Annotated in this window: 31 protein-coding genes and 1 riboswitch; of the genes, 29 read left to right on the top strand and 2 right to left on the bottom strand. The window is 42.8% G+C overall.

The genetic code is table 11. From position 1 onward, the window contains the following. Nucleotides 1-66: 66 nt before the first annotated feature. The 13 genes from spoIIAA to E4663_RS05640 all read left to right on the top strand — a co-directional run bounded on the left by spoIIAA (nt 67) and on the right by E4663_RS05640 (nt 9,071). The gene (spoIIAA, locus tag E4663_RS05585; protein WP_079479888.1) at nt 67-420 is read left to right on the top strand and encodes an anti-sigma F factor antagonist; all 354 of its coding nucleotides are present in this window, start codon (nt 67-69) and stop codon (nt 418-420) included. Continuing rightward, nucleotides 417-857, top strand: coding sequence for an anti-sigma F factor (spoIIAB, locus tag E4663_RS05590; RefSeq protein WP_079479889.1), 441 nt, complete (start codon nt 417-419; stop codon nt 855-857). Before spoIIAA ends, spoIIAB begins: the two co-directional genes overlap by 4 nt. 10 nt (nt 858-867) lie before the next feature. Further along, a complete protein-coding gene (gene sigF / locus E4663_RS05595; RefSeq protein ID WP_079479890.1) occupies nt 868-1,614 on the top strand; it encodes an RNA polymerase sporulation sigma factor SigF in 747 nt (248 codons plus the stop codon). Between the two features lie 178 nt (nt 1,615-1,792). Continuing rightward, the gene (locus E4663_RS05600) at nt 1,793-2,410 is read left to right on the top strand and encodes a stage V sporulation protein AA (RefSeq protein WP_079479891.1); all 618 of its coding nucleotides are present in this window, start codon (nt 1,793-1,795) and stop codon (nt 2,408-2,410) included. After that, nucleotides 2,397-2,807, top strand: coding sequence for a stage V sporulation protein AB (locus tag E4663_RS05605; protein ID WP_079479892.1), 411 nt, complete (start codon nt 2,397-2,399; stop codon nt 2,805-2,807). Before E4663_RS05600 ends, E4663_RS05605 begins: the two co-directional genes overlap by 14 nt. Before the next feature lie 15 nt (nt 2,808-2,822). Then, complete coding sequence (spoVAC, locus tag E4663_RS05610) at nt 2,823-3,281, top strand: stage V sporulation protein AC (RefSeq protein WP_079479893.1); 459 nt, start codon at nt 2,823-2,825, stop codon at nt 3,279-3,281. Nucleotides 3,282-3,293: 12 nt separating this feature from the next. Beyond that, a complete protein-coding gene (gene spoVAD, locus E4663_RS05615; RefSeq protein ID WP_135326916.1) occupies nt 3,294-4,304 on the top strand; it encodes a stage V sporulation protein AD in 1,011 nt (336 codons plus the stop codon). Further along, the gene (gene spoVAE / locus E4663_RS05620) at nt 4,304-4,654 is read left to right on the top strand and encodes a stage V sporulation protein AE (protein ID WP_079479895.1); all 351 of its coding nucleotides are present in this window, start codon (nt 4,304-4,306) and stop codon (nt 4,652-4,654) included. The genes spoVAD and spoVAE overlap by 1 nt, the downstream gene beginning before the upstream one ends. Nucleotides 4,655-4,680: 26 nt before the next feature. After that, nucleotides 4,681-6,147, top strand: coding sequence for a spore germination protein (locus tag E4663_RS05625; protein ID WP_079479896.1), 1,467 nt, complete (start codon nt 4,681-4,683; stop codon nt 6,145-6,147). A 116-nt stretch (nt 6,148-6,263) separates the two neighbouring features. Then, nucleotides 6,264-7,562, top strand: coding sequence for a diaminopimelate decarboxylase (gene lysA / locus E4663_RS05630; RefSeq protein WP_135326917.1), 1,299 nt, complete (start codon nt 6,264-6,266; stop codon nt 7,560-7,562). Between the two features lie 15 nt (nt 7,563-7,577). Continuing rightward, nucleotides 7,578-8,015: a peptidylprolyl isomerase gene (locus tag E4663_RS05635; protein WP_079479898.1), complete on the top strand. Its 438-nt coding sequence runs from the start codon at nt 7,578-7,580 to the stop codon at nt 8,013-8,015. Nucleotides 8,016-8,021: 6 nt separating this feature from the next. Continuing rightward, the gene (locus E4663_RS20230) at nt 8,022-8,465 is read left to right on the top strand and encodes a site-2 protease family protein (protein WP_079479899.1); all 444 of its coding nucleotides are present in this window, start codon (nt 8,022-8,024) and stop codon (nt 8,463-8,465) included. 243 nt (nt 8,466-8,708) lie between these two features. Then, the gene (locus tag E4663_RS05640; RefSeq protein WP_079479900.1) at nt 8,709-9,071 is read left to right on the top strand and encodes a GNAT family N-acetyltransferase; all 363 of its coding nucleotides are present in this window, start codon (nt 8,709-8,711) and stop codon (nt 9,069-9,071) included. A gap of 42 nt (nt 9,072-9,113) precedes the next feature. Here the strand turns inward: E4663_RS05640 and E4663_RS05645 are convergent, their stop codons facing one another. Further along, on the bottom strand, nt 9,114-9,578 hold the full coding sequence (locus E4663_RS05645) for a DUF309 domain-containing protein (protein WP_135326918.1): 465 nt from the start codon (nt 9,576-9,578) through the stop codon (nt 9,114-9,116). Between the two features lie 134 nt (nt 9,579-9,712). Here E4663_RS05645 and E4663_RS05650 point away from each other — a divergent pair, with 134 nt between their 5' ends. The 16 genes from E4663_RS05650 to E4663_RS05725 all read left to right on the top strand — a co-directional run bounded on the left by E4663_RS05650 (nt 9,713) and on the right by E4663_RS05725 (nt 24,081). Beyond that, entirely contained in the window at nt 9,713-10,471 is a 759-nt protein-coding gene (locus E4663_RS05650) for a segregation/condensation protein A (protein WP_135326919.1), read from the top strand. Further along, nucleotides 10,468-11,070, top strand: coding sequence for an SMC-Scp complex subunit ScpB (gene scpB, locus E4663_RS05655; RefSeq protein WP_135326920.1), 603 nt, complete (start codon nt 10,468-10,470; stop codon nt 11,068-11,070). Before E4663_RS05650 ends, scpB begins: the two co-directional genes overlap by 4 nt. Before the next feature lie 164 nt (nt 11,071-11,234). Beyond that, nucleotides 11,235-12,305 (top strand): D-alanyl-D-alanine carboxypeptidase family protein, encoded by a 1,071-nt coding sequence (locus tag E4663_RS05660; RefSeq protein ID WP_135326921.1) that lies wholly within the window; start codon nt 11,235-11,237, stop codon nt 12,303-12,305. Further along, nucleotides 12,299-12,889, top strand: a complete 591-nt coding sequence (locus E4663_RS05665; protein WP_079479907.1) for a nucleoside recognition domain-containing protein — start codon at nt 12,299-12,301, stop codon at nt 12,887-12,889. The genes E4663_RS05660 and E4663_RS05665 overlap by 7 nt, the downstream gene beginning before the upstream one ends. Then, complete coding sequence (locus E4663_RS05670) at nt 12,886-13,401, top strand: spore maturation protein (protein WP_079479908.1); 516 nt, start codon at nt 12,886-12,888, stop codon at nt 13,399-13,401. The genes E4663_RS05665 and E4663_RS05670 overlap by 4 nt, the downstream gene beginning before the upstream one ends. A gap of 202 nt (nt 13,402-13,603) precedes the next feature. Beyond that, nucleotides 13,604-14,332 (top strand): pseudouridine synthase, encoded by a 729-nt coding sequence (locus E4663_RS05675; RefSeq protein ID WP_135326922.1) that lies wholly within the window; start codon nt 13,604-13,606, stop codon nt 14,330-14,332. 53 nt (nt 14,333-14,385) lie between these two features. Next, on the top strand, nt 14,386-14,934 hold the full coding sequence (gene resA / locus E4663_RS05680; protein ID WP_079479909.1) for a thiol-disulfide oxidoreductase ResA: 549 nt from the start codon (nt 14,386-14,388) through the stop codon (nt 14,932-14,934). A 28-nt stretch (nt 14,935-14,962) separates the two neighbouring features. Further along, complete coding sequence (resB, locus tag E4663_RS05685; protein ID WP_079479910.1) at nt 14,963-16,588, top strand: cytochrome c biogenesis protein ResB; 1,626 nt, start codon at nt 14,963-14,965, stop codon at nt 16,586-16,588. Between the two features lie 30 nt (nt 16,589-16,618). Then, nucleotides 16,619-17,806 carry a c-type cytochrome biogenesis protein CcsB gene (gene ccsB / locus E4663_RS05690; RefSeq protein WP_079479911.1) on the top strand — a complete coding sequence of 396 codons (1,188 nt, stop codon included), beginning with the start codon at nt 16,619-16,621 and terminating at the stop codon, nt 17,804-17,806. A gap of 85 nt (nt 17,807-17,891) precedes the next feature. Next, nucleotides 17,892-18,608, top strand: coding sequence for a response regulator transcription factor (locus E4663_RS05695; protein ID WP_079479912.1), 717 nt, complete (start codon nt 17,892-17,894; stop codon nt 18,606-18,608). Continuing rightward, entirely contained in the window at nt 18,608-20,392 is a 1,785-nt protein-coding gene (locus E4663_RS05700; protein WP_135326923.1) for an ATP-binding protein, read from the top strand. Before E4663_RS05695 ends, E4663_RS05700 begins: the two co-directional genes overlap by 1 nt. A gap of 39 nt (nt 20,393-20,431) precedes the next feature. After that, nucleotides 20,432-20,610, top strand: a riboswitch (cobalamin riboswitch). Between the two features lie 169 nt (nt 20,611-20,779). Next, on the top strand, nt 20,780-21,184 hold the full coding sequence (locus E4663_RS05705; protein ID WP_079479914.1) for a DUF4430 domain-containing protein: 405 nt from the start codon (nt 20,780-20,782) through the stop codon (nt 21,182-21,184). Continuing rightward, nucleotides 21,181-21,696 carry an ECF transporter S component gene (locus tag E4663_RS05710; RefSeq protein WP_241657116.1) on the top strand — a complete coding sequence of 172 codons (516 nt, stop codon included), beginning with the start codon at nt 21,181-21,183 and terminating at the stop codon, nt 21,694-21,696. The genes E4663_RS05705 and E4663_RS05710 overlap by 4 nt, the downstream gene beginning before the upstream one ends. A gap of 153 nt (nt 21,697-21,849) precedes the next feature. Further along, nucleotides 21,850-22,389 (top strand): RNA polymerase sigma factor SigX, encoded by a 540-nt coding sequence (gene sigX, locus E4663_RS05715; RefSeq protein WP_135326924.1) that lies wholly within the window; start codon nt 21,850-21,852, stop codon nt 22,387-22,389. Further along, entirely contained in the window at nt 22,379-23,518 is a 1,140-nt protein-coding gene (locus E4663_RS05720; protein WP_135326925.1) for a hypothetical protein, read from the top strand. Before sigX ends, E4663_RS05720 begins: the two co-directional genes overlap by 11 nt. Before the next feature lie 107 nt (nt 23,519-23,625). Beyond that, nucleotides 23,626-24,081 carry a helix-turn-helix transcriptional regulator gene (locus E4663_RS05725; RefSeq protein ID WP_079479917.1) on the top strand — a complete coding sequence of 152 codons (456 nt, stop codon included), beginning with the start codon at nt 23,626-23,628 and terminating at the stop codon, nt 24,079-24,081. Nucleotides 24,082-24,111: 30 nt separating this feature from the next. Here the strand turns inward: E4663_RS05725 and E4663_RS05730 are convergent, their stop codons facing one another. Beyond that, nucleotides 24,112-24,363: a ferredoxin gene (locus E4663_RS05730; protein ID WP_079479918.1), complete on the bottom strand. Its 252-nt coding sequence runs from the start codon at nt 24,361-24,363 to the stop codon at nt 24,112-24,114. Between the last annotated feature and the right edge of the window lie 4 nt (nt 24,364-24,367).

Genomic DNA, 24,367 nt, shown 5'->3' on the forward strand with positions numbered 1-24,367 from the left:
GAAGGAATTGCATCAATAAAATGCGAAAGACTTATATGACTCTTATTTAGATGGAGGAGGAATACAATGAGTCTTCACGCAGATTTTATTGTGAAAGAAAATGTGTTGCTTGTTCGATTAGAAGGAGAACTAGACCATCATGAGGCGAGCCGTCTTCGCGAAGCTTGGCAACAAGAGCTTGCGAACAACAATGTCGGACATGTAATTGTTAACTTAGAAAAACTCACCTTTATGGATAGTTCAGGGCTTGGTGTCATGTTGGGAAGATATAAAGAAGTTCAGGCCTCAGGCAGTGAAATGGTGATCTGCTCCATTTCTCCAGAAGTACGTCGGTTATTCGATCTGTCCGGAATGTTCAAAATCGTCAAACTTGTGGACAATGAGACGTTTGCTCTTGAGATGCTGGGGGTGGCCTCATGAGAAATGAGATGACGATTGAATTCTTAAGTATAAGTGAGAATGAGTCTTTGGCCCGTGTCGCTGTTGCTTCTTTCATAAGTCAAATAAATCCAACGATGGAAGAGTTGACAGATATTAAAACCGTTGTGTCAGAAGCGGTTACGAATGCTATCATTCACGGGTACGAAGATAACCCTGATCAAAAGGTCCGGTTATCTTGTGCAATCAATGGCGAAGAGATTGAGATCACCATCCAGGATGAAGGACGAGGCATCGACAATGTAGATATGGCCCGAGAGCCTCTATACACTTCTAAGCCAGAGTGGGAACGCTCTGGTATGGGCTTTACCATCATGGAAAATTTCATGGACCATGTTGAAATTACATCAGAGCCTGGGGAAGGTACTACGGTTCATATGAAGAAACAGCTTACTTCCACCAGGGCTCTCTGTAATTGAGGGGCCACCTATGAGTGATACAACGAAAGAACGTCTCAGTGACCAAGATGTCAAAGAGTTGATCCGAAAAAGTCAGGCGGGAGATCAAGGTGCTCGTGATTTCCTTGTAGAGAACAACACGAGGTTAGTTTGGTCCGTTGTACAGAGATACTTAAGGCGCGGCTATGACCAAGACGACTTGTACCAAATCGGCTGTATTGGATTACTTAAGTCGATTGATAAGTTTGATTTAAGCTATGACGTTCGTTTTTCCACATATGCTGTACCGATGATCATCGGAGAGATTCAGCGCTTCATACGTGATGATGGCAGTGTCAAGGTAAGCCGGAGCTTGAAAGAGTTGAATCACAAAATCCGTGGAAAGAAAGAAGAACTGTTGAAAAAGCTCGGAAGGTCACCTACAGTAAACGAGCTTGCAGAAGCACTTGAATTAACGACGGAAGAAGTCGTCCAGGCGGAGGAAGTTGGGCGACCACCGCAATCCATTTACGAGACGGTGTATGAGAATGAAGGTGACCCTATTACATTGGGTGATCAGATAGCAGAAAAGGATGACGGATGGTTCGATCATCTCACACTCAGAGATGTAATGGAGAAGCTTGATAAGCGCGAGAGGTTAATCATTTATTTAAGGTATTACAAAGACCAAACCCAAACAGAAGTCGCGGAAAGACTTGGGATCTCGCAAGTACAGGTTTCCCGATTAGAGAAGAAGATTCTAGCTGACATGAAGCAAACGATGAATGATTCGACTTGAAACTGGGCTCTCTTAAGAGCTCGGTTTTTTTCTGTCCTCAGAATCAACTACATAAAATAAACTCACAGAAGATTCAAAGCTGAGCTTTTTTAAAAAGCTCAGTTTTTGTTTTTTCTCATATTTTCTCTTACTACACACATAATAAGTGCATGAAAAACTTGCAGAGGAGGGCAATAGAATGGCAACTCCTGTGTATATTCGCTTGAAGCAGTCGGTGTACGTCAGGCCACTAGCGACGATTACTCTCGGTCAAATATCCAGAATTGCTGGGCCAAAACGGTATTTGCCTAATTTTCACTCTATGGAAATTTATCAAATCAGTCCAGAAGATCAGAACATCGTTGTGATTGATGGTGTTTCCATCATTGATCAAATAATTCAGAAGTACCCAAATCTAGATGTAGAGTTGTTAGGGCCGAATCAATGTGTTGTTCACGTAGAGAAGGAACGAAAACGTCCTTCCATTCTGCTTATAGCGGGTATATGGTTGCTGTTGTTCGTAGGAGCAGCAATGGCGATCATGAACTTTCACTACGATGTGAGTATGCTTGAGGTTCAGCAAAAACTTCACTTTATGCTGACTGGTAAGGAGACGGATCATCCTCTATGGATCCAAATCCCCTATTCCATTGGTCTTGGCTTGGGAATGGTACTGTTCTTTAATCACTGGTTCCAAAAACGATTGAACGAAGAACCAAGTCCCATGGAAGTGGAAATATTCAAATATCAGGAAGATTTGGATCATTATGTAGCGATCCATGAGAATAAAGAAGGCAATAAACATGTGGATCGTTGAGAGTCTTATTGGAATAGCATCCGGAATAGCAGTCGGGACAGGCTTTGTAGCGGTTTTAACTGTGGCAGGAATTGTCCCGAGGCTGATGCAGCTAAGTGGATCTGAATCAAAGGTTCGATATTACGAACTCGCTATCATCTTAGGGGTTTTTGCCGGAATTTACCTGTCCTTTGGGGATACGTCCATTTCCATATCCGTCGTAGGAGTGGCGATTTGGGGACTTCTTCATGGGATTTTCATCGGAATGTTGGCGGCTGCACTTGCTGAAGTATTGAACGTCTTTCCTTTGTTATTTAAAAGGATTGGTGTGGAAGGATTTTTGATACCACTCCTTATGGCGCTAGTCTTGGGGAAGATTTTTGGTTCCCTCTTTCAATGGATTATATTTGTCAGATGACAGGAGGTTAGTGAAATGTCTAAAGAAAAAATGAACGAAACCAATTTTGAAAAAATGAGCAAAACCTATCAGCCGAAACCTCCTTATTTTATGAACTGTGTAAAAGCATTTATAGTTGGCGGTTTGATTTGTACATTAGGTGAACTGCTCTCAGAAATGTATGTTCATTGGTTCAATTTCAGTGACGAGGAAGCGGGTAACCCAACTGTTGCAACGTTGATCTTACTTTCGTCCTTAGCAACGGGTTTTGGAGTGTACGATAAATTAGGTCAGTTTGCTGGTGCTGGATCTGCCGTCCCTGTGACAGGGTTTGCGAACTCAGTAACATCCTCAGCACTAGAGTATAAGAGTGAGGGATACGTACTTGGGGTTGCGACGAACCTCTTCAAACTGGCAGGTTCTGTTATCGTCTTCGGGGTGGTGGCAGCTTATGTTCTTGGAATTATTCGATATGTATGGTCATTGATCATTTAGGAGGATTAGCATATGGCGAGATTAGGAAAACAAACGTGGTCATTCGATAATCCTGTTTACATTCAAGCGACTGGAACAGCGGTGGGACCTCTTGAGGGAGAAGGACCACTAAAGGATTACTTCGATCGTATTTACGACAAATTGCATTGCGGGGAAGATAATTGGGAGCTTGCAGAGCGTGCGCTAATGATGGATGCGGTACACCAATGTTTACAGAAGGCGGGGGTAGACGAGTCGACCATTGACTTATTTTTAGCTGGAGACTTATTGAATCAGAACGTGACTGGAAACTATGTTGCCAGGCAGTTGGGTATTCCTTTGCTAGGGATGTTCGGGGCTTGCTCTACCAGCATGGAGACCTTAGCTACTGGAGCAGCTCTAGTATCAAGCGGCTATGCGGACCGGGCTCTGGTAGCTGTCAGCTCTCACAACGCAACGGCAGAACGCCAGTTCCGTTATCCAACCGAATATGGAGGACAGAAACCGAAGACAGCGACATTTACGGTTACTGGCAGCGGATCTGCACTTATATCTAAGAATCCATCAGATATTCGGATTGAGTCGGCTACTATCGGAAAAGTATTGGACTATAAATTGAAAGATCCATTTGACCTCGGTTCCGCGATGGCACCTGCTGCCTGGAGTACGATCAAGACCCATTTAGAAGATACTGGCCGGGTTCCAAGTGATTATGATTTGATAGCGACAGGTGATCTATCAGCAATTGGTACTCCTATAGTCAGGGATATGTTAAAGCAAGACGGGTTCGATGTGTCAGAAGTACACAACGATTGTGGACTTATGGTTTATCACAGTGATCAGCCCGTCTTCAGCGGAGGGAGTGGCTGTGCTTGTTCAGCTGTTGTCACTTACTCGAAATTAATAGATGAATTAAAACAAGGGAACCTGAAGAAAATTTTAGTCGTTGCAACCGGAGCCCTCATGAGTCCAACGATGCTCCAACAAAAAGAAACGATTCCTGGTATTGCGCATGGAGTCGTTCTGATGAAGGAGGGACAATGATGAACTTTGTCTGGGCATTTGTGGTAGGTGGAGGCATTTGCATCATTGGTCAACTTCTATTAGATGTAGCGAAGCTGACTCCGGCACATGTTATGAGTTCCTTCGTTGTAGCAGGAGCAGTGTTGGATGCATTTGATCTGTATGACAAATTAATTGAGTTTGCTGGAGCAGGAGCTACCGTTCCAATTACCAGTTTCGGGCATTCTTTACTCCACGGAGCAATGGAACAAGCGGATGAACATGGCTTTATCGGTGTTGCGGTTGGGATATTTGAACTAACATCTGCAGGTATCGCTTCTGCCATACTGTTCGGATTTATTGTTGCAGTTATTTTCAAACCGAAAGGATGACCGGATGTTGAAGGAGTGATGAATCGATGCCAGAGAAGAAGAATACACCAATCGTTATGAAATTAGAACAAAATCGTGAAATTCTTAATCAAAGAATCGGTGTGGACCAATCATTTGATATGGGGTTCCGAAAACTGAACATACTCAACCAGGAAGTGAATCTCTATTATGTTACAGGTCTTTGCGAGACGCCGATCATCGTAGAGTTACTCAGGCAGTTATTTGAGATAGATCATGGAGAGGAAAATGAAAAAACAGTTTTCCAACGGATCGAAAATGATATCCCACACCAACAAGTGGAAGCAGTTGATTCGATAGAGAAGTGTATCACTCAGTTGCTCTCCGGTCTGATCGTCATCTTCATCGATGGAGAAGCGGAAGCATTGATTGTGGATGTCCGCTCTTATCCGGGAAGAACACCTGAAGAACCTGATACGGAGAAGGTTATTCGCGGATCAAGGGACGGCTATACCGAGAATATCATCGAGAATACGGCACTGACGAGAAGACGTATCCGTGATGAGAGACTTCGTAACGAGATCATGCAAGTAGGGGAAAGATCTAAGACCGACATATGTATTTCTTATATTCAGGATGTAGCAGACCCTGGTCTTGTCGATAAATTGAAAAAAGAAATTCAGAATATCGATATAGATGGATTGTCCATGGCTGATAAAACGTTAGAAGAGTACATTGTCCATCAAGGACTGACTCCTTTTCCGCTTGTGCGGTACACGGAGCGGCCAGACGTCGCGGCATCTCATTTGTTTGAAGGTCATGTCATCGTGATGGTTGATACGTCGCCGAGTATGATCATTACTCCGACCACTTACTTTCACCATGTACAACATGCAGAGGAGTATCGTCAGTCACCTCTTGTCGGTACATTTGTCCGTTGGGTGAGGTACTTCGGAATTTTCTCTTCCGTATTTCTCTTACCATTATGGATGTTATTCGTTATGCAGCCCGACTTACTACCTGAATATTTATCTTTTATTGGACCGAATGAGGAAACGACGCTTCCGGTCATCATCCAAATACTGTTAGCGGATCTTGGGTTGGAAATGCTGCGAATTGCGGCGATTCACACGCCGACCCCTTTATCAACTGCAATGGGATTGATCGCTGCAGTGCTGATCGGGCAAATAGCCATAGACGTCGGCATGTTTGTACCGGAGGTCATTCTTTATGTTGCGGTCAGTGCGATTGGCTCTTATTCGACACCGAGTTATGAACTGTCTGTCGCGAATAAAATGTCCAGGGTGGTACTTGTAATCTTCGTAGCGCTGTTTGGCGTCAAAGGTTTCATGATCGGGGTTTTAGCCTATATCCTGCTGCTTGCAAGAATCAAGTCTCTGGATACCCCGTATCTATGGCCGTTTTTACCTTTTAATGCAAATGCAGCGTCACAAATTGTGTTCCGAATGTCTATGCCTATGTTGAAAGAACGACCGAGCATTACGAATCCACAAAACGACCAGCGGCAGAAATAATCATATTGCCCACACTTTAGCATTGTGATAAATTAAAACAAATGAAATGTTCCTTCCGATCTGAGGGGACATTTTCTTTTTTACAGCGACGACTATAAAAAGGGTGGGAATGCGGTATGAGAAACAAAGTGGTAAACGAAGAGGGCCAGCTTCTAATAGGAGGTGTGCCTGCCAAACAGCTTGCTGAAGAATACGGCACACCTTTATTTGTATATGACGTAGGGCAGATCAGGGAGAACGCCCGTGCCTTTGTAAAAGCATTCGAGGATTTAGGCGTTCAAGCACAAGTCGCCTATGCCAGTAAAGCATTCTCTTCCATAGCTATGATCCAAGTGGCAGACCAAGAGGGAATGAGCTTGGATGTTGTATCAGAAGGGGAGTTACATACAGCTCTTGCAGCAGGCTTTCCTGTAGAAAAAATTCACATGCATGGTAATAATAAAAGTATTAGAGAACTTGAAATGGCAGTAGAAAATGATATTGGATGCATAGTTGTGGACAATTTTTATGAAATAGATCTTCTGACTACTATTTTAGAAGAGCAGAACAAATCGGTGAACGTGTTAATGCGTGTCACTCCAGGCATCGAGGCGCATACTCACGATTATATTTTGACTGGTCAAGAGGATTCTAAATTCGGATTCGATCTTTCAAATGGTCAAGCGGAAGAAGCATTCTTGAAGATGAACGATCAGCCTTGTTTCCAAGTTCTTGGATTACATTGCCATATAGGTTCGCAAATTTTCGAAACGGTAGGATTCGAAATGGCTTCACAAAAATTGTTTGCAACGCTAGTCGAGTGGCGTGCAAAATTTGATTATACTGCACGTGTATTGAACCTTGGTGGCGGGTTTGGCATTCAGTACAAAAGTCAAGATACGCCGCTAGAACTAAGTGAGTATGCAAACTCTCTAATGGACGAAATCAAGCGTCTGAGTTCTTCTGAAAACTATCCCCTACCAGAGATATGGATCGAACCCGGTCGTTCGATTGTCGGGGAGGCTGGGACAACGCTTTACACAGTCGGTTCTATTAAAGATATTCCTGGTGTGAGAACTTACGTATCCGTTGATGGGGGAATGACAGACAATATTCGTCCTGCTTTGTACGGCGCTGAGTATGAAGCTGTGCTTCCAGAAAAGATGAACGATCAGAAAGAAAGGACATATTCGATAGCAGGTAAGTGCTGTGAGTCTGGAGATATGCTAATATGGGATATGGAGCTTCCGAAAATCGAACATGGTGATCTGCTTGCTGTGTATTCTACAGGGGCATATGGCTATGCAATGGCCAATCATTATAACCGGTTCCAAAAACCGGCAGTGGTGTTCGTGGAAGAAGGGAAGCACCAACTAGTCGTAAGAAGAGAAGCGTATCAAGAACTGACGCGACTTGATCTTTCCTACGAACAATGAGAGGAGCAATAAATGATGAAAAAAGGAACAATTGAATTTGAAAATGGAGAAAAAATGGTAATTGAGCTATATGAGGAAGCTGCTCCTAATACGGTAGCTAACTTCGAAAAACTTGCCAATACAGAGTTTTATGATGGTTTGACGTTCCACCGTGTCATTCCTGATTTTGTCATCCAAGGAGGGTGCCCGGACGGAACAGGTGCAGGTGGTCCTGGGTACACAATTAAGTGCGAAACAGATGGCAACCCTCATAAGCACGAGCGCGGCTCACTATCTATGGCTCACGCTGGTAAAGACACAGGTGGCAGCCAGTTCTTCGTTTGTCATTCTGCACAGCCTCACTTGGATGGTCGCCATACTGTATTTGGCAAAGTGATCGAAGGAGTCGACACTGTCGATCGTGTACGCGTAGGCGATGTTATGCAAAGAGTGAGAGTAGAAGACCAAGCTTAAGTTTTAATGCTTGTTTATGTTCTTGTTTTGATTTTGTTAACAGCGCCCCTCAGTCTTTTCTTGCATGAATGTGGACATGTCTTACCTGCTTTAGGGTTACGGGCAGAACAGTCCCAAATATCGATTGGTTCAGGCAAAAGACTATTTTCGCTTTCTTTTCGCCGGGTTAAGATACATATCCATACGATCTTTTTCCACGGTGCTCACTCTTTGAATGAACGAAGCATACAATTCACAAAGAAAGAGAAAGCATGGATTAGTGTCGGAGGTCCCCTATTGAATGGTGCAATATCTTGGGTAGGATTTATGGTGCTAAATGATCATGTATCCTACCATCTCAGCCTGTTCGTTTGGTTCAATGCTTACTTAGCAGTTGTAAATAGTATTCCATTCCGTATCAAAGGTCGAGAATCCGATGGGTACCGCTTCCTTCAGTCCTTTTTTTCCTAATGGGTTGATAAAAGCTTGGTCATCGGCTATTCTATATGTCAGGTATCTAAAGCCTGGGGGATTGAAGTATGAAAATGAAAAATTGGATGCTCTTTGCAATACTGCTGATCCTAAGCCTTTCTTGGGGTGTGTATGTAGTGTTCGGGATTCTTCTGAAGTAATCAGAAAGTATGATGGATAGACACAACGAAGAAAGATGAGAAGGCTTACATTGCCTTTTCTTTCAATAATTGAGGGGTTATTATGTTAATTCGATATAAGAAATCATTTGAAAAGATTGCCATGGGACTTCTTTCTTTCATGCCTGAAGTTTCTGATGTGAAGATGCTTCAGGAAATCATCAAAGAGTATGATGAAAATGAACAGTGGCAGCTCTTTCTTTGGAAAGATGAGGACATTTTAGGTGCTGTCGGCGTTCGTATCGACAGCAGTGAGGTAATCGTCCAACACGTATCTGTGAACCCTTCCCATCGAAATATGGGAATCGGGCAGCAGATGGTCCAGAGAGTCTCGGAACTTTTCAAAGAATATGACGTTTGTGCAGTAGAGGCAACCGAAACTTTCATTGAAAAATGCGAGTCGGAACGCCCTTCTTCACAAGTTTAATGAAAAAGGAGGTGTCTTCGGGCACCTCCTTTTGTATGAAGATCAATGATGTCTGAGACGGTGTTTCTCAACGAGAGCCTCCGTCATAGAACTTGGATCACCATATGTCACATTCCACTCTTGGCACCTTTGTAAGACGATTTGTTTTAACGACTCATTACATATTGGTAGAAGCAGACTTTTGTAAGGTTCTACATCAAGAACTCTCTTTTCAAGCTTGGTTATTAAGCGCTCCATTTTCTTCACATCAAGTCCTAGTTGAACTAGTGACGCTTTATGTTTTGGAAACGTAACGGAACAGCGCTTGATAAGTTTATGAGCCCCTTTGAAGTTTCCCCGCCTGTGATGATAAAGACTAACGGAAAGCTGGATAAGAAAAACCCATACAGAAGAGCGATCTCCTGGATTGGTTTCTTTCCAATATTCTTCAAGTACTTCATGGCATTCAAAATAATCTCTAGTACCTTGAAAGTGTGTGAGAAAGTCGATATAGGCACGAGGATACATACTAAATCCCTCCGTTCGTTACTGATACAATTGTAGAGGATGCAGTTTAGTTCAAGCAAATTTAAATAAAGATTAACGACCACCGGTTTTTCTGATACGATGGATGGTGGTATAAGATATAAAGGACGATGGTTATGACAAAAAGCTATCAAGTTAAAGTCGATGGTTTTGAAGGTCCGCTGGACTTGTTACTTCATTTGATTCATCGATATGAAATTGACATTTATGATATTCCCGTAGCACAAATTACGGATCAATATATGGAATTCATCCATACAATGCAAGAGCTCGAGCTTGACCTAGCAAGTGAATATTTAGTAATGGCCGCTACGCTGCTTGCTTTGAAGAGCCAAATGCTTCTACCTAATCCATCCATGGATGATGCCGAGGAAGAAGAATTGGAAGAAGATCCGCGTGAAGATCTAATGAAAAAGTTAATCGAATACCGGAAATACAAACAGGCTGCTCAAGAGCTCAAAGAGAAAGAAGTGGAAGCGAACCGAATCTATACAAGGCCGGTTATGGAGATGGAGCCCCGAGAGGAAGAACAACCAGAAATCAGACAAGGGGAAGCTTCGGTCTATGATATGATTCAGGCAATGAGCCGCCTATTAGAAAGAACGAAGCATGAGACAAAACAAGAATCTAGAATCCAACGAGATGAAATACCAATTCAAGTCAGAATGGACGAAATTCTGCAACGTGTGGAGTTAAGAAGAGAAGGGACTTCCTTCACACAACTATTTGAGAAACGAACAAGACCACATGTGGTCGTCACGTTTATCGCTTTATTGGAATTAATGAAGACAAGAAGTATCATATGTGTTCAACAGGATCACTTTGATGAATTGGTCGTTTATCCAGCAGAAGAGACAATGGGGGAACAACCATGAATGGAATAAAACATAGAGCGATCATTGAAGGATTACTTTTCGTTTCTGGTGAAGAAGGAATGACGATAAAGAAGCTTGGGGATTTGCTTGAAATCCATCAAAAAGAAGTCGAAGAAATTGTCCAAGAAATGATCGAAGAGTATCAACAAGAGCACAGAGGCATTACCATGATGAATGATAACGGAACATTACATTTAACAACCAAGCCCGAGCATGCCTCTTATTACAGGCAGCTTCTAGAAACACAAGGTTCTACTCGTTTATCACAAGCTTCGCTTGAAACGCTTGCTATCATCGCATATCAACAGCCGATAACTAGAATCGAAATCGATGATATTCGTGGAGTCAAGAGTGACCATGCAGCACGAACGCTTGTGAATCGCGGTTTAATCGAAGAAAAAGGGAGGAAGGATGCCATTGGCAGGCCAATCCTCTACGGTACGACTAAGGATTTCCTAATATATTTTGGATTGACTTCAATCGAAGACCTCCCGCCTCTTGCTGAATTCATTGAGCAGCAAGACGTGGAGGGTGAAGCAGACTTATTTTTTGAGAAGTTTACCGAATTGGAAGATGAAGACGGCACAGATGAGCTCTGATCATATTTGATCAGAGCTTATTTTTATACTGCATTCAATCTATTCGGATCTCTGTTGAATCTTTGAAGGCTGTTCTCGATTCTTCTTTCATATGCTTGTCTCTTCAAGCATAAAGTGGAATAAAAGACGAGAATAGGGAGGAACACCTCTTGCGAATAGTTTTTATGATAAGCTTAATTATTTCATTGATCACATTCCTTTTCTTTCCGTTGAAGGGACAAGCAAACCCTAACCTAGGGGTGTCTGCAGAGCATGCTGTGCTAATGGATAGTGAATCCGGCAGAGTGCTTTATGAGAAGGATGCCTATGACTCTTCCCTCATTGCGAGTACAACGAAAATCATGACTGCTATTATAGCCATTGAATCAGGGAAGCTTGACGAGGAAGTGAAGGTCAGCGGCCGTGCTGTGAGGACAGAAGGTTCGTCGATCTATTTGACGGAAGGTGAAAAGATCCCTCTAAAAGATTTGGTATTCGGCTTGATGTTGAGGTCAGGGAACGATTCCGCTGTCGCCATTGCAGAGCATGTCGGAGGAAGTGTGGAAGGCTTCACCCATATGATGAATGAGAAAGCGGAATGGCTCGGCATGAATGCCAGCCACTTTGAGAACCCACATGGACTTGATGGAGAAACTCATTATTCGAGTGCATATGACCTTGGGCTTTTGATGGCTTACAGTATGAAGAATGATACATTCAGAGAAGTGACTGGCAGTGACAAATACCGCTCGGAAAACAGAGATTATGCATGGATGAATAAAAACAAGCTCCTCACTAAATATTACGAACCTACTAATGGTGGAAAGACCGGTTTTACAAAAAAAGCGGGGCGTACCCTTGTGAGCAGTGCAGAGAGAGATGGAATGGAATTAATTGCAGTTACTTTGAATGCCCCAGATGATTGGAATGACCATCAACGGATGTATGAATGGGGATTTGATCATTTCGAGTCTGTTCAATTACAAAAGCAAGGGGCTATCAAAGCAAATGGAGAAACCTATTATATTCCAAGGGATGTTTATGTACCGCTATCGCTTTCTGAGAAAGAAGACTTGCAGGCTCACTTTTACAAATATTCGACCGAACAAAACGACAACCTGGCTGGAGTGGCTCGTTATTCTATAGGAGACAGTCCACTGATAGAAACATCTATTTGGGATGAACGACCTCCTCAATCATTTGTGAAAGAGTGTCTCACTTTCATTAAACAGCTGTCAGGAGTCGCTGTATGGTAAATTTAATCTGGGTCTTACTTGCTGGAATCGGTATCGTTTATGCGGCGTTCAACGGCACGATGAAGGAAGTGAACCAAGCGATCTTTTCAACATTAGATGAAGCAGTGATGATCACCCTTAGTCTTGCAGGAGTCCTTGTCTTCTGGTTAGGGTTAATGAAAATAGCTGAAGAAGCGGGGCTCTTACGGGGGCTTTCTGCTATGTTCCGTCCTGTTGTTCAGCGGATATTCCCTGAAATTCCAAAAGATGATCCTGCACTTGGATATATATTATCTAATATGACAGCAAATATGTTCGGATTAGGAAATGCTGCAACACCAATGGGACTAAAAGCAATGAAAGAAATGAAGCGTCTCTCCGGTACAGAGGAGGCAAGCCGCTCCATGATCACATTCTTAGCCATTAACACCTCCTCACTGACCCTTATACCAACCACCGTCATTGCCATTCGTATGAAATATGGCTCTGTCGATCCGACTAGCATCGTCAGTGCTACGATTATTGCAACAGTTATTTCAACGACTGCAGCTCTTCTCATAGACCGTTTTTTTTATTATAGGCGGATGAGGGTGATGAATCGATGATCAGTATTTGGTTAATACCAGGGGTTATATTCATTGTACTGACTGTTGCCACTGTCAAAAGAGTGCCGGCATATGAGGTGTTTGTAGAAGGTAGTAAAGAAGGGATTCAGATTGCTGTTTCACTTCTACCTTTTTTACTTGGAATGATGGTCTCTATTGCTATATTCCAGGCGTCAGGTGCTATGGATGCAATCTTAAAAGTGTTTGAGCCAATGATGAGTGTGTTTGGTGTTCCTGAAGAAATACTGCCTCTTGCCATCGTCCGACCAATTTCAGGAACAGCTGCACTGAGTATGACAACGGAATTGATCCGGACATTTGGGCCAGACTCTATCATTGGACAACTCGCTTCCACCATGCAGGGCAGCACAGACACAACACTTTACATTATCACCGTGTACTTTGGAGCGGTTGGGATTAAGAGAATGGGAGATGCATTAAAAGTTGGACTACTTGCTGACTTAGTTGGTATAATAGCGGCAATCGTTGTTGTTTTCATCCTATTTACATGATAGGATGTTTTTTTATGATTAAAAGTCTTAAAAACGGACATGGTGGAAGAAGAGTAGAACTAGACAAGTAGCACTTGTTCTCTTTTTTTGTGCTAATGTGTATAATGTAAGGGAATCTTGACCGCGTTGTGTGGTACACAGCGTGGTTTCTGTATGAGATAATATAAAGAAATAAAAGGTTGGTGACGGTCCTGTGGCAAACATGGAACGACTTCAGAAAGTGATCGCCCATGCTGGTGTAGCTTCAAGAAGAAAAGCAGAGCAGTTGATTGTAGATGGTAAGGTAAAAGTGAATGGGAAAGTAGTAACCGAACTAGGCACGAAAGTGAGTCAAAATGACGATGTCGAAGTTAATGGGGTACCGATAGATAAAGAAGAGCCAGTCTATTACCTCTTATATAAACCAAGAGGTGTCATTTCAAGTGTTAAAGACGACAAAGGAAGAAAAGTCGTGACTGATTACTTACCGGAAGTGAAGGAGAGGATTTTTCCTATCGGCCGGTTGGATTATGACACATCCGGAGTCCTGCTCCTGACTAACGATGGGGACTTTGCAAACCAGCTTATGCATCCTAGTCATGAAGTGGACAAGGTATATATTGTGAAGACGAAAGGAATTCCTTCATCTGACCATATCAAGAAGTTGAAGAAAGGCATCTCTCATGAGGGCGAGTATTTGAAGGCTGTCCATGCAAAGGTCATGTCAACAGACAGGCAGAAGAATACAGCAATCGTTCAGGTCATATTGCACGAAGGAAAAAATAGACAAGTGCGCCGCATGTTTGATGCACTCGGGTTTCCTGTCGATAAACTGAAGCGGGAACGGTACGGGATGATTGATTTGCACGGTATGAATGCAGGAGATTATCGGTCTCTTAAGCCACATGAAGTGAAGCAACTTCGTCAACTCGCAGAGAAAAATGTTGAATAACGTTCAAATTTAACACCGTTAAATAATGGTACAATGAGGTGGGAGTGACACACATGAAAGAATCTACCTTTAAAAAGAAACGAAAGCGCTTAGTTTTTAGGACTGCAATGTTAGTTGTAATGGCAGGACTTGTCGTCTTTGCGGTTTTCTCCAGTTTGAAAGGCGATGATGCGGTCATCGCCAAAGGAGAAGATGCTCCGAATTTTCAATTGAATAAATTCAAGAATGATGAAACCGTTACCTTGAAAGGTTTAGAAGGGAAGGGTGTCATGTTGAATTTCTGGGCAACGTATTGTGAGCCTTGCAAGGACGAAATGCCTTATATGAATGAACTCTATTCGAAGTACAAGGAACAGGGCGTTGAAATACTTGCTGTTAATCTCGATGCAACCGACATCGTTGTAGAGAAATTCTTGAAGGAGTATGAGATTACATTCCCGGTACTTCGGGATAAACAAGGGCAAGTTATGGATCTCTATAATATAGGTCCTATCCCAACCTCAATCTTCATTAATCCTGAGGGGGAAATTGTTGAACAGGTCCAAGGAGCATTAACGCTTAGCAAATTAGAAGGATACCTCCAACAAATTACGCCTGAGTAAGTCTATTCAATAATTGCGAGGTTTTAGTATGAATGAAATTAAATGTGAGTGTGGTCACATCAACCCGGAAGGAACAGTCCTTTGTCAGTCTTGTGGGAAGCCTGTCGAGGGGAATCAGCACATTGACGGGAACGATGAACAGCAGCTACTCAATATGCGTTATGATGGGACTGCTAGGAGGTCACAGACGTACAATCGCACAGTGGTAGATAAGATATGGAACTTTTTCTCTTCTGTAAAAGTGGGTGTTTGGCTGATAGTCATTACTGTCATCGCTTCAGGGATCGGTACTATATTCCCTCAAGAGATGTACATACCTAGTACCGTGGATCCAGCCACACATTACCGTGATCAATTTGGTATTCTCGGTCAAATCTACTATCAGTTGGGCTTTCATAATTTGTATAGTTCATGGTGGTATATGATCCTGATTGCCATGATCGGTATTTCTATTGTTATAGCTAGTATCGACCGCTTTTTCCCGCTTTATAAAGTGCTGAAAAAGCAGAAACCGAAACGGCACGAAGCATTTATGAAAAAACAACGCGTTTTTGGTACGACGGAAAGTTCAGAAGTGGATATAACTCGCTTCAAACAAAATCTAAAGAATCAAAGGTTTAAAATCTTTGAGCAGGACGGGCACATTCTTGCCGAGAAGAACCGTTTTGCAAGATGGGGACCGTATGTGAATCATATCGGCTTGATCGTATTCTTGATCGGTGCTCTCCTAAGGTTCGTCCCTGCCTTCTATATTGATGAATTCGTTTGGGTCCGAGAAGGAGAAACCGCTGTGGTATCAGGTACAGACGGGCAATACTATATTGAAAACAAAGACTTCATCTTAGAAACGTACGATGAAAATGACGAGCGCTTTAAGGAAGCGATTCAAAAACAGGGCGGACCTATACCTAAAAACTTCCAAACAGACGCTGTCATTTATAAGAGAGTTGGAGAACCTATTCCAGGTGCTGAACCTGAGCTTGAGAAAGTGAAAGAAGACTCGGCTAAGATGAACCAGCCGATCAAATTTGGTCAGTTTGCTCTTTATCAAGCAAGTTATCAATTGAATGAATTTAAAGAGATGACCTTTAAGATACATGATAAAGATAACGAAGACACGAACTATGGAGAATTCACCGTCGATTTGACGGATCCTGAAACGGAGTACGAATTGGATAATGGGTACCGCGTAGAGGTTGAGAATTACTTTCCTGAGTATGAGTTGAATGACGGGGAGCCGACTTCCGTATCGAAGTTCCCAAAAAACCCGGCATTCGTATTCAGTCTCTATCCTCCAGGTGATGCACAACCAGAGACGAGCTTCTTAGGGATTGGTGCGAACATCGATGCAAGCGGTGACAATCAATATAAACTTGGTCTTGTAAGCTTTGATGTCCGCGATGTTACAGGCCTTACGGTTAAGAAGGATTATACATTACCGATTATTGCACTAGGCGGTGCAATCTTTATGATTGGTGTCATTCAGGGCATGTATTGGAACCACCGACGTATTTGGCTGCAGCCTAAAAGCAATGGAGTTTGGATTGCAGGACACACAAATAAAAACTGGTTTGCACTTCGTAGAGAGATTGGGAAATCGATTGAGGGAACTCACATAGAAGAGCCCGTCGATCAACATGAAATGAAATCGTAATGCGCTTTCACAATAGTAAGGAGGAGGAACATGGGAGATTTGCTTTCGATCAGCAGTAACTTACTCTATGCTGCATTTGTTATGTATCTCATTGCGACGTTCTTCTTTGGAGGAACAATTCGAGATAAGAAAAAAGGAAGAAGCCGTGTAGCTGGTAATATAGGGATTATCATTACCATCATCGGGTTCCTGTCCCAAGTGGGCTATTTCTTCACACGATGGGGAGCAAGTGGACATGCCCCGGTAAGTAATCTATTTGAATATACAACGTTCTTCGGAATGATGCTCGTTTTTGCTTTCATCATTTTATACTTCATCTATCGGCTGGATTTGCTTGGCTTGTTCGCCTTGCCGATTGCTGTTCTATTGATTGCATTTGCAAGCATGTTCCCGACAGAGTTGTCGCCGCTTGTACCGTCTTTACAGTCACATTGGCTATATATTCATGTGACCACTGCCTCTTTAGGACAAGGAATTTTATCTGTTAGCTTTGTTGCAGGATTAATATTCCTGATACGCCAAATCGATCAGTCGAAAAGCTCTAAACATACTTCTTGGCTGGAATTCGTCCTATATGTGTTGGTGGCTACCGTATCCTTTATCATCCTTTCTTCAACCTTCAGTGCGCTAAATTACGAAGCTACGTTTCAAGCGACTGTGAATGGTCAAGATACGGAAATTACTTATGAACTCCCTGCGATTGTCGGACCTTATGAAGGGGAATTGGTAAGTGAAAATGCGATGAGCCCATGGTTCTATGCACCTGAATGGATGCATGGTCAGAATGCTGCCATGAAGTTGAACACATTCCTATGGTCTCTCTTTGGCGGATTGATTCTTTATGGATTGCTAAGACTAATTCTTAGAAAACGAATTGCTGCATCGATACAACCATTGTTGAAAAGGGTTAATCCAGAACTTGTCGACGAAGTGGCCTACCGCTCCGTTGCAATCGGATTTCCGGTCTTTACGCTCGGTGCTTTAATCTTTGCTATGATTTGGGCACAACAGGCTTGGGATCGCTTCTGGGGTTGGGACCCTAAGGAAGTATGGGCATTGATCACGTTTTTCTTCTATGCTGCTTATCTGCACTTACGTTTGTCACGAGGGTGGCAAGGAACGAAATCTGCTTGGTTAGCTGTTGGTGGATTCGGGATCATCATGTTCAATTTGATTGTTGTAAACCTTGTTATTTCTGGTTTGCACTCATATGCTTGATGTATGATTAAAACACATTAGAAGCAGAAAAGGGCAGGGGGTGAGGTACAGCCCCTGTCCTTTTTTTATACAAGGAGGATGCTAAGTGGAACAAGAAGCAAGAGTGTTAGTAGTTGATGATGAAGAGCGTATTCGTAGGTTGATTCGGATGTATTTGGAACGGGAGGATTACGTGGTAGAAGAGGCTGAAGACGGTGAAGAAGCATTGTCGAAGGCTTTACAAAATGATTATGATGTTATCCTTCTTGACTTGATGCTTCCAGGTAAAGATGGGATTGAAGTTTGTAAGCATCTGCGTGAGAAGAAAGCAACTCCTGTCATTATGCTGACCGCTAAAGGGGAAGAAGCTAACCGTGTTCAAGGATTTGAAGTAGGGACAGATGACTACATTGTCAAACCATTCAGTCCTAGAGAAGTAGTATTACGAGTGAAAGCTTTACTGAGAAGGGCTTCCTCAACAAGATTTCTAGAGACGGATACATCTGCTAGAAATGTTCTTGTTTTTCCACATATGACAATTGATAATGATGCCCATCGAGTGACGGCTGATGGGAAAGAAGTAGCTTTAACGCCAAAGGAATACGAATTGTTGTTCTTTATGGCACAAGCGCCTGATAAAGTGTTTGACCGTGAACAGTTGCTGAAAGAAGTGTGGCAGTATGAATTCTTCGGTGATCTGCGTACGGTTGATACGCATGTGAAGCGACTGCGGGAAAAATTAAGCAAGGTATCTGGAGAAGCAGCAAGTATGATTGTCACCGTATGGGGAATTGGCTACAAATTTGAGGTCAGTGGCGACTAATGTTTTGGCGCAGTGTTGTAGGGAAGTTATGGTTCACCATTTTACTGCTTGTTTCTGCAGTCTTGGTGCTTTTGACCATTTTACTTCTTGAATTCTTCCAAAACTACCATGTATTAGAAGCAGAACGGCAGATGTTGCAAACTGCCGATAAAATTTCTGAAGTTGTCGAGCGATACGAGGACCGAGATCTTATGTTAGAGACGACAGCTCTCGTCAAAGATCCGGAGAGCCGTGCTGTCATCGTTTTCAGTCCAGATGATGTAGTCATTTCTGAGAGTCAATTGAAAGATCTCCCTCATTTAGAATATGAGTGGTTCTCAAACGATGAGCAGTTATCCGCTGTCTTATCAGACGGGGAAGATGTGAAGATGGTCGCAGACCCTAATCATTCTGATACCGGACTAATGGTAGTCGGTACCCCTATGGTAGATGGAGAAGGGGCTGTCTTTGTTTACGAATCATTGGACACGGTAAAGGAAACAACCGAGCAGACAACGAAGATTATCTTCCTTGGTGCAGGAATCGCCATTATTCTGACGACGATATTTGCGTTTTTCCTTTCCACGAGAATCACCTCCCCATTGATTCAAATGCGTGAGAGCGCACTAGAACTCGCTAGAGGTGAATTCCAACGTAAAGTGCCTATTCGGACCCATGACGAGATAGGTGAGCTTGCGATGGCTTTCAACCGTATGGGACGACAGCTGAAGTTTCACATCAATGCTCTGAACCATGAGAAAGAACAACTCTCAAGTATCTTAAGGTCAATGGCAGATGGTGTTATCACCGTTAACCGTGAAGGGGAGATGCTTATTTCTAACCCTCCTTCTCAACAATATTTAGACGCATATGATTTTGAAACCTATGGGACTTCTACAAATGATGCAGATCGCACATCTCTTCCTGAACCATTACAGAAGATGTTTGCGAATGTGATTGAAACAGAAGAGGAGACCATGACAGAAGAGATCCTTCAAGGACGCTCTTGGGTCATCATTATGACTCCGTTATATGACCAGCGTAAGGTCAGAGGAGCTGTGGCCGTCCTGCGTGACATGACCGAAGAGCGTAGATTGGATAAATTGCGTAAAGACTTCATTGCTAATGTATCACACGAATTGCGCACGCCAATTTCAATGCTTCAGGGGTATAGTGAAGCTATTGTAGATGATATTGCTGCAAGTAAAGAAGAAAAGAATGAACTTGCGCAAATAATCCACGACGAATCTCTTAGAATTGGAAGGTTGGTCAACGAATTGCTGGATCTTGCCCGCATGGAAGCTGGGCAGATTTCATTGAATACCGGAAGAGTGGATATGACAGCATATATGAACAAAATCATCCGTAAATTCCAGGGCCTTGCAATGGACCAACAGGTAAACCTTTCCTTGGACCTAGACTCTGATATAGAGTCATTGGTGTTTGACGGGGATCGTATTGAACAAGTTTTCACTAACTTGATTGATAATGCGATTCGACATACTCGAGAACAAGGGGTCGTGAGAGTAGAGGTTGTCGATAACAAGGATGAGTGGATTGCTTCGGTACACGATTCTGGTCAGGGGATTCAAGAAGAGGACCTGCCATTTGTGTTTGAGCGCTTCTATAAAGCGGATAAATCAAGAAAACGGAATGAACAGAAGAAAGGAACTGGGCTAGGACTAGCGATCGCAAAAAATATAATTGAAGCCCATCGTGGTACGATCAGTGTCCGAAGTAAGTGGGAAGAAGGGACAACGTTCACATTCCGAATCCCTAAGAATTTAGAATCTATTGAAAATTAAGGTTGCTGTTTTTGTTCAGTTGCGATAAGCTATAAAAGAATTAAATAGTAGAATTCAGGTGCCCAATGGGCTTGAAAGGGAATCCGGTGAAATGCCGGAACTGTCCTCGCAACTGTAAGTGTTCACGAATAGGAAGCTCCACTGTGAAATTATTCACGGGAAGGATCCTTAGTAGGAAAAAGCACAAGTCAGTAGACCTGCCGAATTCGATGTTTCAAAGCTTCGGGGATTGAGCGTTTGAGACAACCGATCGGTATATGTCAGAGAACACCTATCTGGTTTGTCTTAAGCTTGCCCTGTTACAAAGGGCAGGCTTTTTTTGTGACTAATGATCGTTGTCTTACGTGTTCAAAGCCTTGAAAAAAAGAGAAGGAGAAGGTGAAGAACATGAGAAAATGGTATTCTTTTATGCTTGCATTCGGATTGGCGTTAGCTGTTCTTGCAGGTTGTGGGACAGATACAAGTTCCAGTCAAGCTGAGGGAGAACAAACAGAAGCTGTGGAAGAGGTGTCTGCAACAGTCATCCTTTCTAAACAAAACGGAGAGGAAAAAATGGCTGAGGAAGAAGTCACCGTGGAAGCTGGCACTACCCTTATGGAAGTTATGAAATCGAACTTTGAAGTTGAGGAAAGTGGAGGATTCATCAATGGTCTAGAAGGTATTTCCATGAACGAAGAGGAAAAGATGGCATGGATCTATACGATCAATGGTGAGGAAGCTATGGTAGGAGCCGCTGAGTATGAGATAGAACAAGGAGACGAAATCGTTTTTGACTATCAATCCTGGGAATGATGACAATGAATGTCTATAGACTGACCCTGATAGCGATGCTGACTGCTCTATCCGTGATTGGACGTGTGATTTTCGGAAATGTGCCGAGTATTCTGCCCTCCACAGGAATCATCATTCTTAGTGGGTTCTGGCTCGGACCGCTTAGTGGCATTCTTATTGGAATTATGACGGCTGCCTTATCAAATATCTTGCTAGGTATGGGAATCTGGACTTTATGGCAATCACTGTCCTGGGCTGTAATCGGATTTGGAGCGGGAATTGTTGGAAGGGTTTGGAATTCAGCGCCGGTTTGGGCATTAATGGTTTATGGTGTATGCAGTGGAATGCTATATGGCCTGATCATGGCGGTCACTTACCGCGCTGCTGGTCAGGCGTTCTGGCCATATTATTTGGCGGGTCTACCTTTTGATTTCAACCATATGGTATCGAATGTAGTAGTAATCGGATTGCTTTATCCGGTTTTCACAAGGCTATTCAGACGATATGAACAAAATATGAGGCTTGTAAGTTGAGCTTACAAAGCGTTCGGCGATCTAGTCGGGCGCTTTTTTCTATGCAAACGAGCTCTCATTCGTTGTTTCTTTTTGAATTCTGTCATATTAAGATAGAAGTGTAACATTTATCATACATAAAACGACTAAATAAATAAGCAGGAGGTACATGTGGTGAAACCGTTCTTTGATGAATTATATGAAAAATATCATCAGGATTTATTCCAATACATTATCTACATGGTCAAAGATCGGAATTTGGCTGAAGATCTTGTTCAGGACGTATATATCAAAACGTTTAAATCCTATGACACTTTCGATGGGCGAAGCAGCGAGAAAACGTGGCTCTTCTCCATTGCTCGTCACGTAACAATAGATTATTTCAGAAAACAAAACCGTAAAAGGAAGCGGGTCATGGACTTCTTTGACTGGGGAGAAAAAGGAGAAGAGATAAAAGACAAAAGTCCAATGCCCGAAGAAATTGCTGTATTAAATGATGAAATGCAGGCAGTCTATCGTGCACTTGATGAGTGTACGGTCGACCAAAGTAGTGTGATCATTCTTCGCTTCATCCAAAACATGTCGATACAAGAAACGGCAGAAGTTCTAGGGTTTAGTGAAAGCAAAGTGAAGACTACTCAACATAGAGCGATGAAAGCTTTGAAGAAAAACTTAGAAGACCAGGATGAAGGAGGGGTACAGCGTGAAGCGTAAATCCTATGATGACAACCAGATCCAAAAGCTAGTCGAAAAACTCCCTTCCATAGAAGATAAACAGAGTAAAGAACAGTTATACCAAAATATTGAAAAACGGATGAATGATTCCAGAGGGGAAAAGCCTCATTGGGTTGTTCCGGCGTTTGCATCTATAGCGGTTATTGTTGTCATGATTATGATTATTCCTTCCGTCTGGAATTCTATGAACGGACAATTTCAATCGTTGGGCGGAACGGAAGAATTGGAATCAACCCAAGAAGGCTCAAGTGCTGACTCGGAAGGGGAGAATCAATCTGCTTCTTTAGAAGATAGCGCGAAGGATAAAGCCATAACTTCGGAAGTAGAGAAACAACAGATTGGTGAAGAAGCAGTTGACCGTATGAGTAGTAGCAAGTCTGATGGGAGAGCCGCTGTCTACTTTGATACACAAGCACAAATTGTTGTTCCTGTTACTTGGATGTCTGGAGATAATGTGGCAGAAGCAGATCTTAAGGAGATAGCAAAGGAGAAGTACGGCCTGATCGCTCCAACTGGTGAATACTCATTTTCTCCCGAGGAAGATAGTCTAGTAGTAGAATTTCCTAATGAGTTCAGAGCTGAGGGAAGTGCTACCGAGAACAGTATTGTTCAGGATATTCAATGGAGAGCTTACGCCGAAGATGCCCGTGAAATCTTTGTTAGAACACAAGACGGTAATGCTGTGAACTTAGGAAATCGAGGGCAAGTCACTCAGCTCGATACTATTCAAGAAGCAAGTTATATTTATCAATTGTTCACAAGTGCTACAGGAGAACGTTTCCTAGTTCCAGTCCCGTTCGAAGGTTCGATCCAAGAGGCGGTGAGGGAATTGAAAGAAAATCTTGGCGGAACTTCTGCAAGCGTACCGGATTCCATTTCGTTTATAGAAGTAGAAGGACAGAGTGAAAGACTTTATGTAAGAGTTGAGGAGGATTCTTGGAAGAGCCCACAGGAGAAAGTGACAGCTATAGAGTCGATCCTTTTAACAGCAAAGCAATATGGGTTTGAAGAAGTTCAACTCGAGGGTATAACTCCAACAGAGGATTCTGTATTCGCTTATGATAAACCAATCCCAGTGCCAGAATTGATTAATCCGATCCAACCATAGCTTAGTTCCCCTTGCACAAATGGAGTGTGAGGGGCTCTTTACTTTTCAATAGGTTAACAAAGCGTCTCATGTTAGAATGGAAGAGATGTAAGAAGGGACGATCCACTATGGATAAAGAAGATTTAAGAAGCCAAGTATCAGAGAAAATGAAGTTGATTCGCGTGGAATACGGCTATACGCAAAACCGTATGGCAGACTGTCTTGGGTTGTCCAAGAAGACGTTGGTTCAAATTGAAAAAGGGCGAACATTGGCAGGGTGGACTACGGTAGTAGCAGTTTGCTCCTTGTTTCAAGGAAGTGAAGTTCTAAAAGGGATGCTGGGTGATGCACCTATAGAAATTGTCGAAACTCTTGCGCATGATCAAGTAGATCGCCCTGCTGGCAGAACAATGGGCGGTAAAGTATGGTGGCAAAATATCGAAGAAAGCGAAATGTTCATTCTTCAACAAAACCTCATTAGTCAACACTATCGTATCATCGACCAAGAGTACCAGAGGTGGTATTCAAGCTTTGAGAAAAAGGATGCACTAGAAAGGTATCGTGAATTGTCCAATCAGAAGTGAAGAACCCCCTTTTTTAAAAAGGGGGTTCTATCATGATTCGAACTTCAACGGATCGCCGTGGAATGGGGAGTCTGCGATTTTGATGGATTCGGTCGGACAACCTTCCAGCGCATCCTCCATGTCCTCTTCATATAACTCCGGAACTTCTTCGGTCCCTTGGTTATCGTCCAGGACCACATAGGCAAGCCCTTCGTCATCGTAATCATAGATGTCCGGGGCAGCTGCACCACAAGCACCGCAGGCAATGCATGTATCTTTATCAACAATAGTGAATTTAGCCAAGTCG

This window comes from Halobacillus salinus, assembly GCF_004684905.1.
GTDB lineage: Bacteria > Bacillota > Bacilli > Bacillales > Halobacillaceae > Halobacillus > Halobacillus salinus.

Coding starts and splice junctions, on each gene's coding strand:
- spoIIAA (WP_079479888.1), top strand. CDS start 67: ATGAGTCTTCACGCAGATTTTATTGTGAAAGAAAATGTGTTGCTTGTT.
- spoIIAB (WP_079479889.1), top strand. CDS start 417: ATGAGAAATGAGATGACGATTGAATTCTTAAGTATAAGTGAGAATGAG.
- sigF (WP_079479890.1), top strand. CDS start 868: ATGAGTGATACAACGAAAGAACGTCTCAGTGACCAAGATGTCAAAGAG.
- E4663_RS05600 (WP_079479891.1), top strand. CDS start 1,793: ATGGCAACTCCTGTGTATATTCGCTTGAAGCAGTCGGTGTACGTCAGG.
- E4663_RS05605 (WP_079479892.1), top strand. CDS start 2,397: ATGTGGATCGTTGAGAGTCTTATTGGAATAGCATCCGGAATAGCAGTC.
- spoVAC (WP_079479893.1), top strand. CDS start 2,823: ATGTCTAAAGAAAAAATGAACGAAACCAATTTTGAAAAAATGAGCAAA.
- spoVAD (WP_135326916.1), top strand. CDS start 3,294: ATGGCGAGATTAGGAAAACAAACGTGGTCATTCGATAATCCTGTTTAC.
- spoVAE (WP_079479895.1), top strand. CDS start 4,304: ATGAACTTTGTCTGGGCATTTGTGGTAGGTGGAGGCATTTGCATCATT.
- E4663_RS05625 (WP_079479896.1), top strand. CDS start 4,681: ATGCCAGAGAAGAAGAATACACCAATCGTTATGAAATTAGAACAAAAT.
- lysA (WP_135326917.1), top strand. CDS start 6,264: ATGAGAAACAAAGTGGTAAACGAAGAGGGCCAGCTTCTAATAGGAGGT.
- E4663_RS05635 (WP_079479898.1), top strand. CDS start 7,578: ATGAAAAAAGGAACAATTGAATTTGAAAATGGAGAAAAAATGGTAATT.
- E4663_RS20230 (WP_079479899.1), top strand. CDS start 8,022: ATGCTTGTTTATGTTCTTGTTTTGATTTTGTTAACAGCGCCCCTCAGT.
- E4663_RS05640 (WP_079479900.1), top strand. CDS start 8,709: ATGTTAATTCGATATAAGAAATCATTTGAAAAGATTGCCATGGGACTT.
- E4663_RS05645 (WP_135326918.1), bottom strand. CDS start 9,578: ATGTATCCTCGTGCCTATATCGACTTTCTCACACACTTTCAAGGTACT.
- E4663_RS05650 (WP_135326919.1), top strand. CDS start 9,713: ATGACAAAAAGCTATCAAGTTAAAGTCGATGGTTTTGAAGGTCCGCTG.
- scpB (WP_135326920.1), top strand. CDS start 10,468: ATGAATGGAATAAAACATAGAGCGATCATTGAAGGATTACTTTTCGTT.
- E4663_RS05660 (WP_135326921.1), top strand. CDS start 11,235: ATGATAAGCTTAATTATTTCATTGATCACATTCCTTTTCTTTCCGTTG.
- E4663_RS05665 (WP_079479907.1), top strand. CDS start 12,299: ATGGTAAATTTAATCTGGGTCTTACTTGCTGGAATCGGTATCGTTTAT.
- E4663_RS05670 (WP_079479908.1), top strand. CDS start 12,886: ATGATCAGTATTTGGTTAATACCAGGGGTTATATTCATTGTACTGACT.
- E4663_RS05675 (WP_135326922.1), top strand. CDS start 13,604: ATGGAACGACTTCAGAAAGTGATCGCCCATGCTGGTGTAGCTTCAAGA.
- resA (WP_079479909.1), top strand. CDS start 14,386: ATGAAAGAATCTACCTTTAAAAAGAAACGAAAGCGCTTAGTTTTTAGG.
- resB (WP_079479910.1), top strand. CDS start 14,963: ATGAATGAAATTAAATGTGAGTGTGGTCACATCAACCCGGAAGGAACA.
- ccsB (WP_079479911.1), top strand. CDS start 16,619: ATGGGAGATTTGCTTTCGATCAGCAGTAACTTACTCTATGCTGCATTT.
- E4663_RS05700 (WP_135326923.1), top strand. CDS start 18,608: ATGTTTTGGCGCAGTGTTGTAGGGAAGTTATGGTTCACCATTTTACTG.
- E4663_RS05705 (WP_079479914.1), top strand. CDS start 20,780: ATGAGAAAATGGTATTCTTTTATGCTTGCATTCGGATTGGCGTTAGCT.
- E4663_RS05710 (WP_241657116.1), top strand. CDS start 21,181: ATGATGACAATGAATGTCTATAGACTGACCCTGATAGCGATGCTGACT.
- E4663_RS05725 (WP_079479917.1), top strand. CDS start 23,626: ATGGATAAAGAAGATTTAAGAAGCCAAGTATCAGAGAAAATGAAGTTG.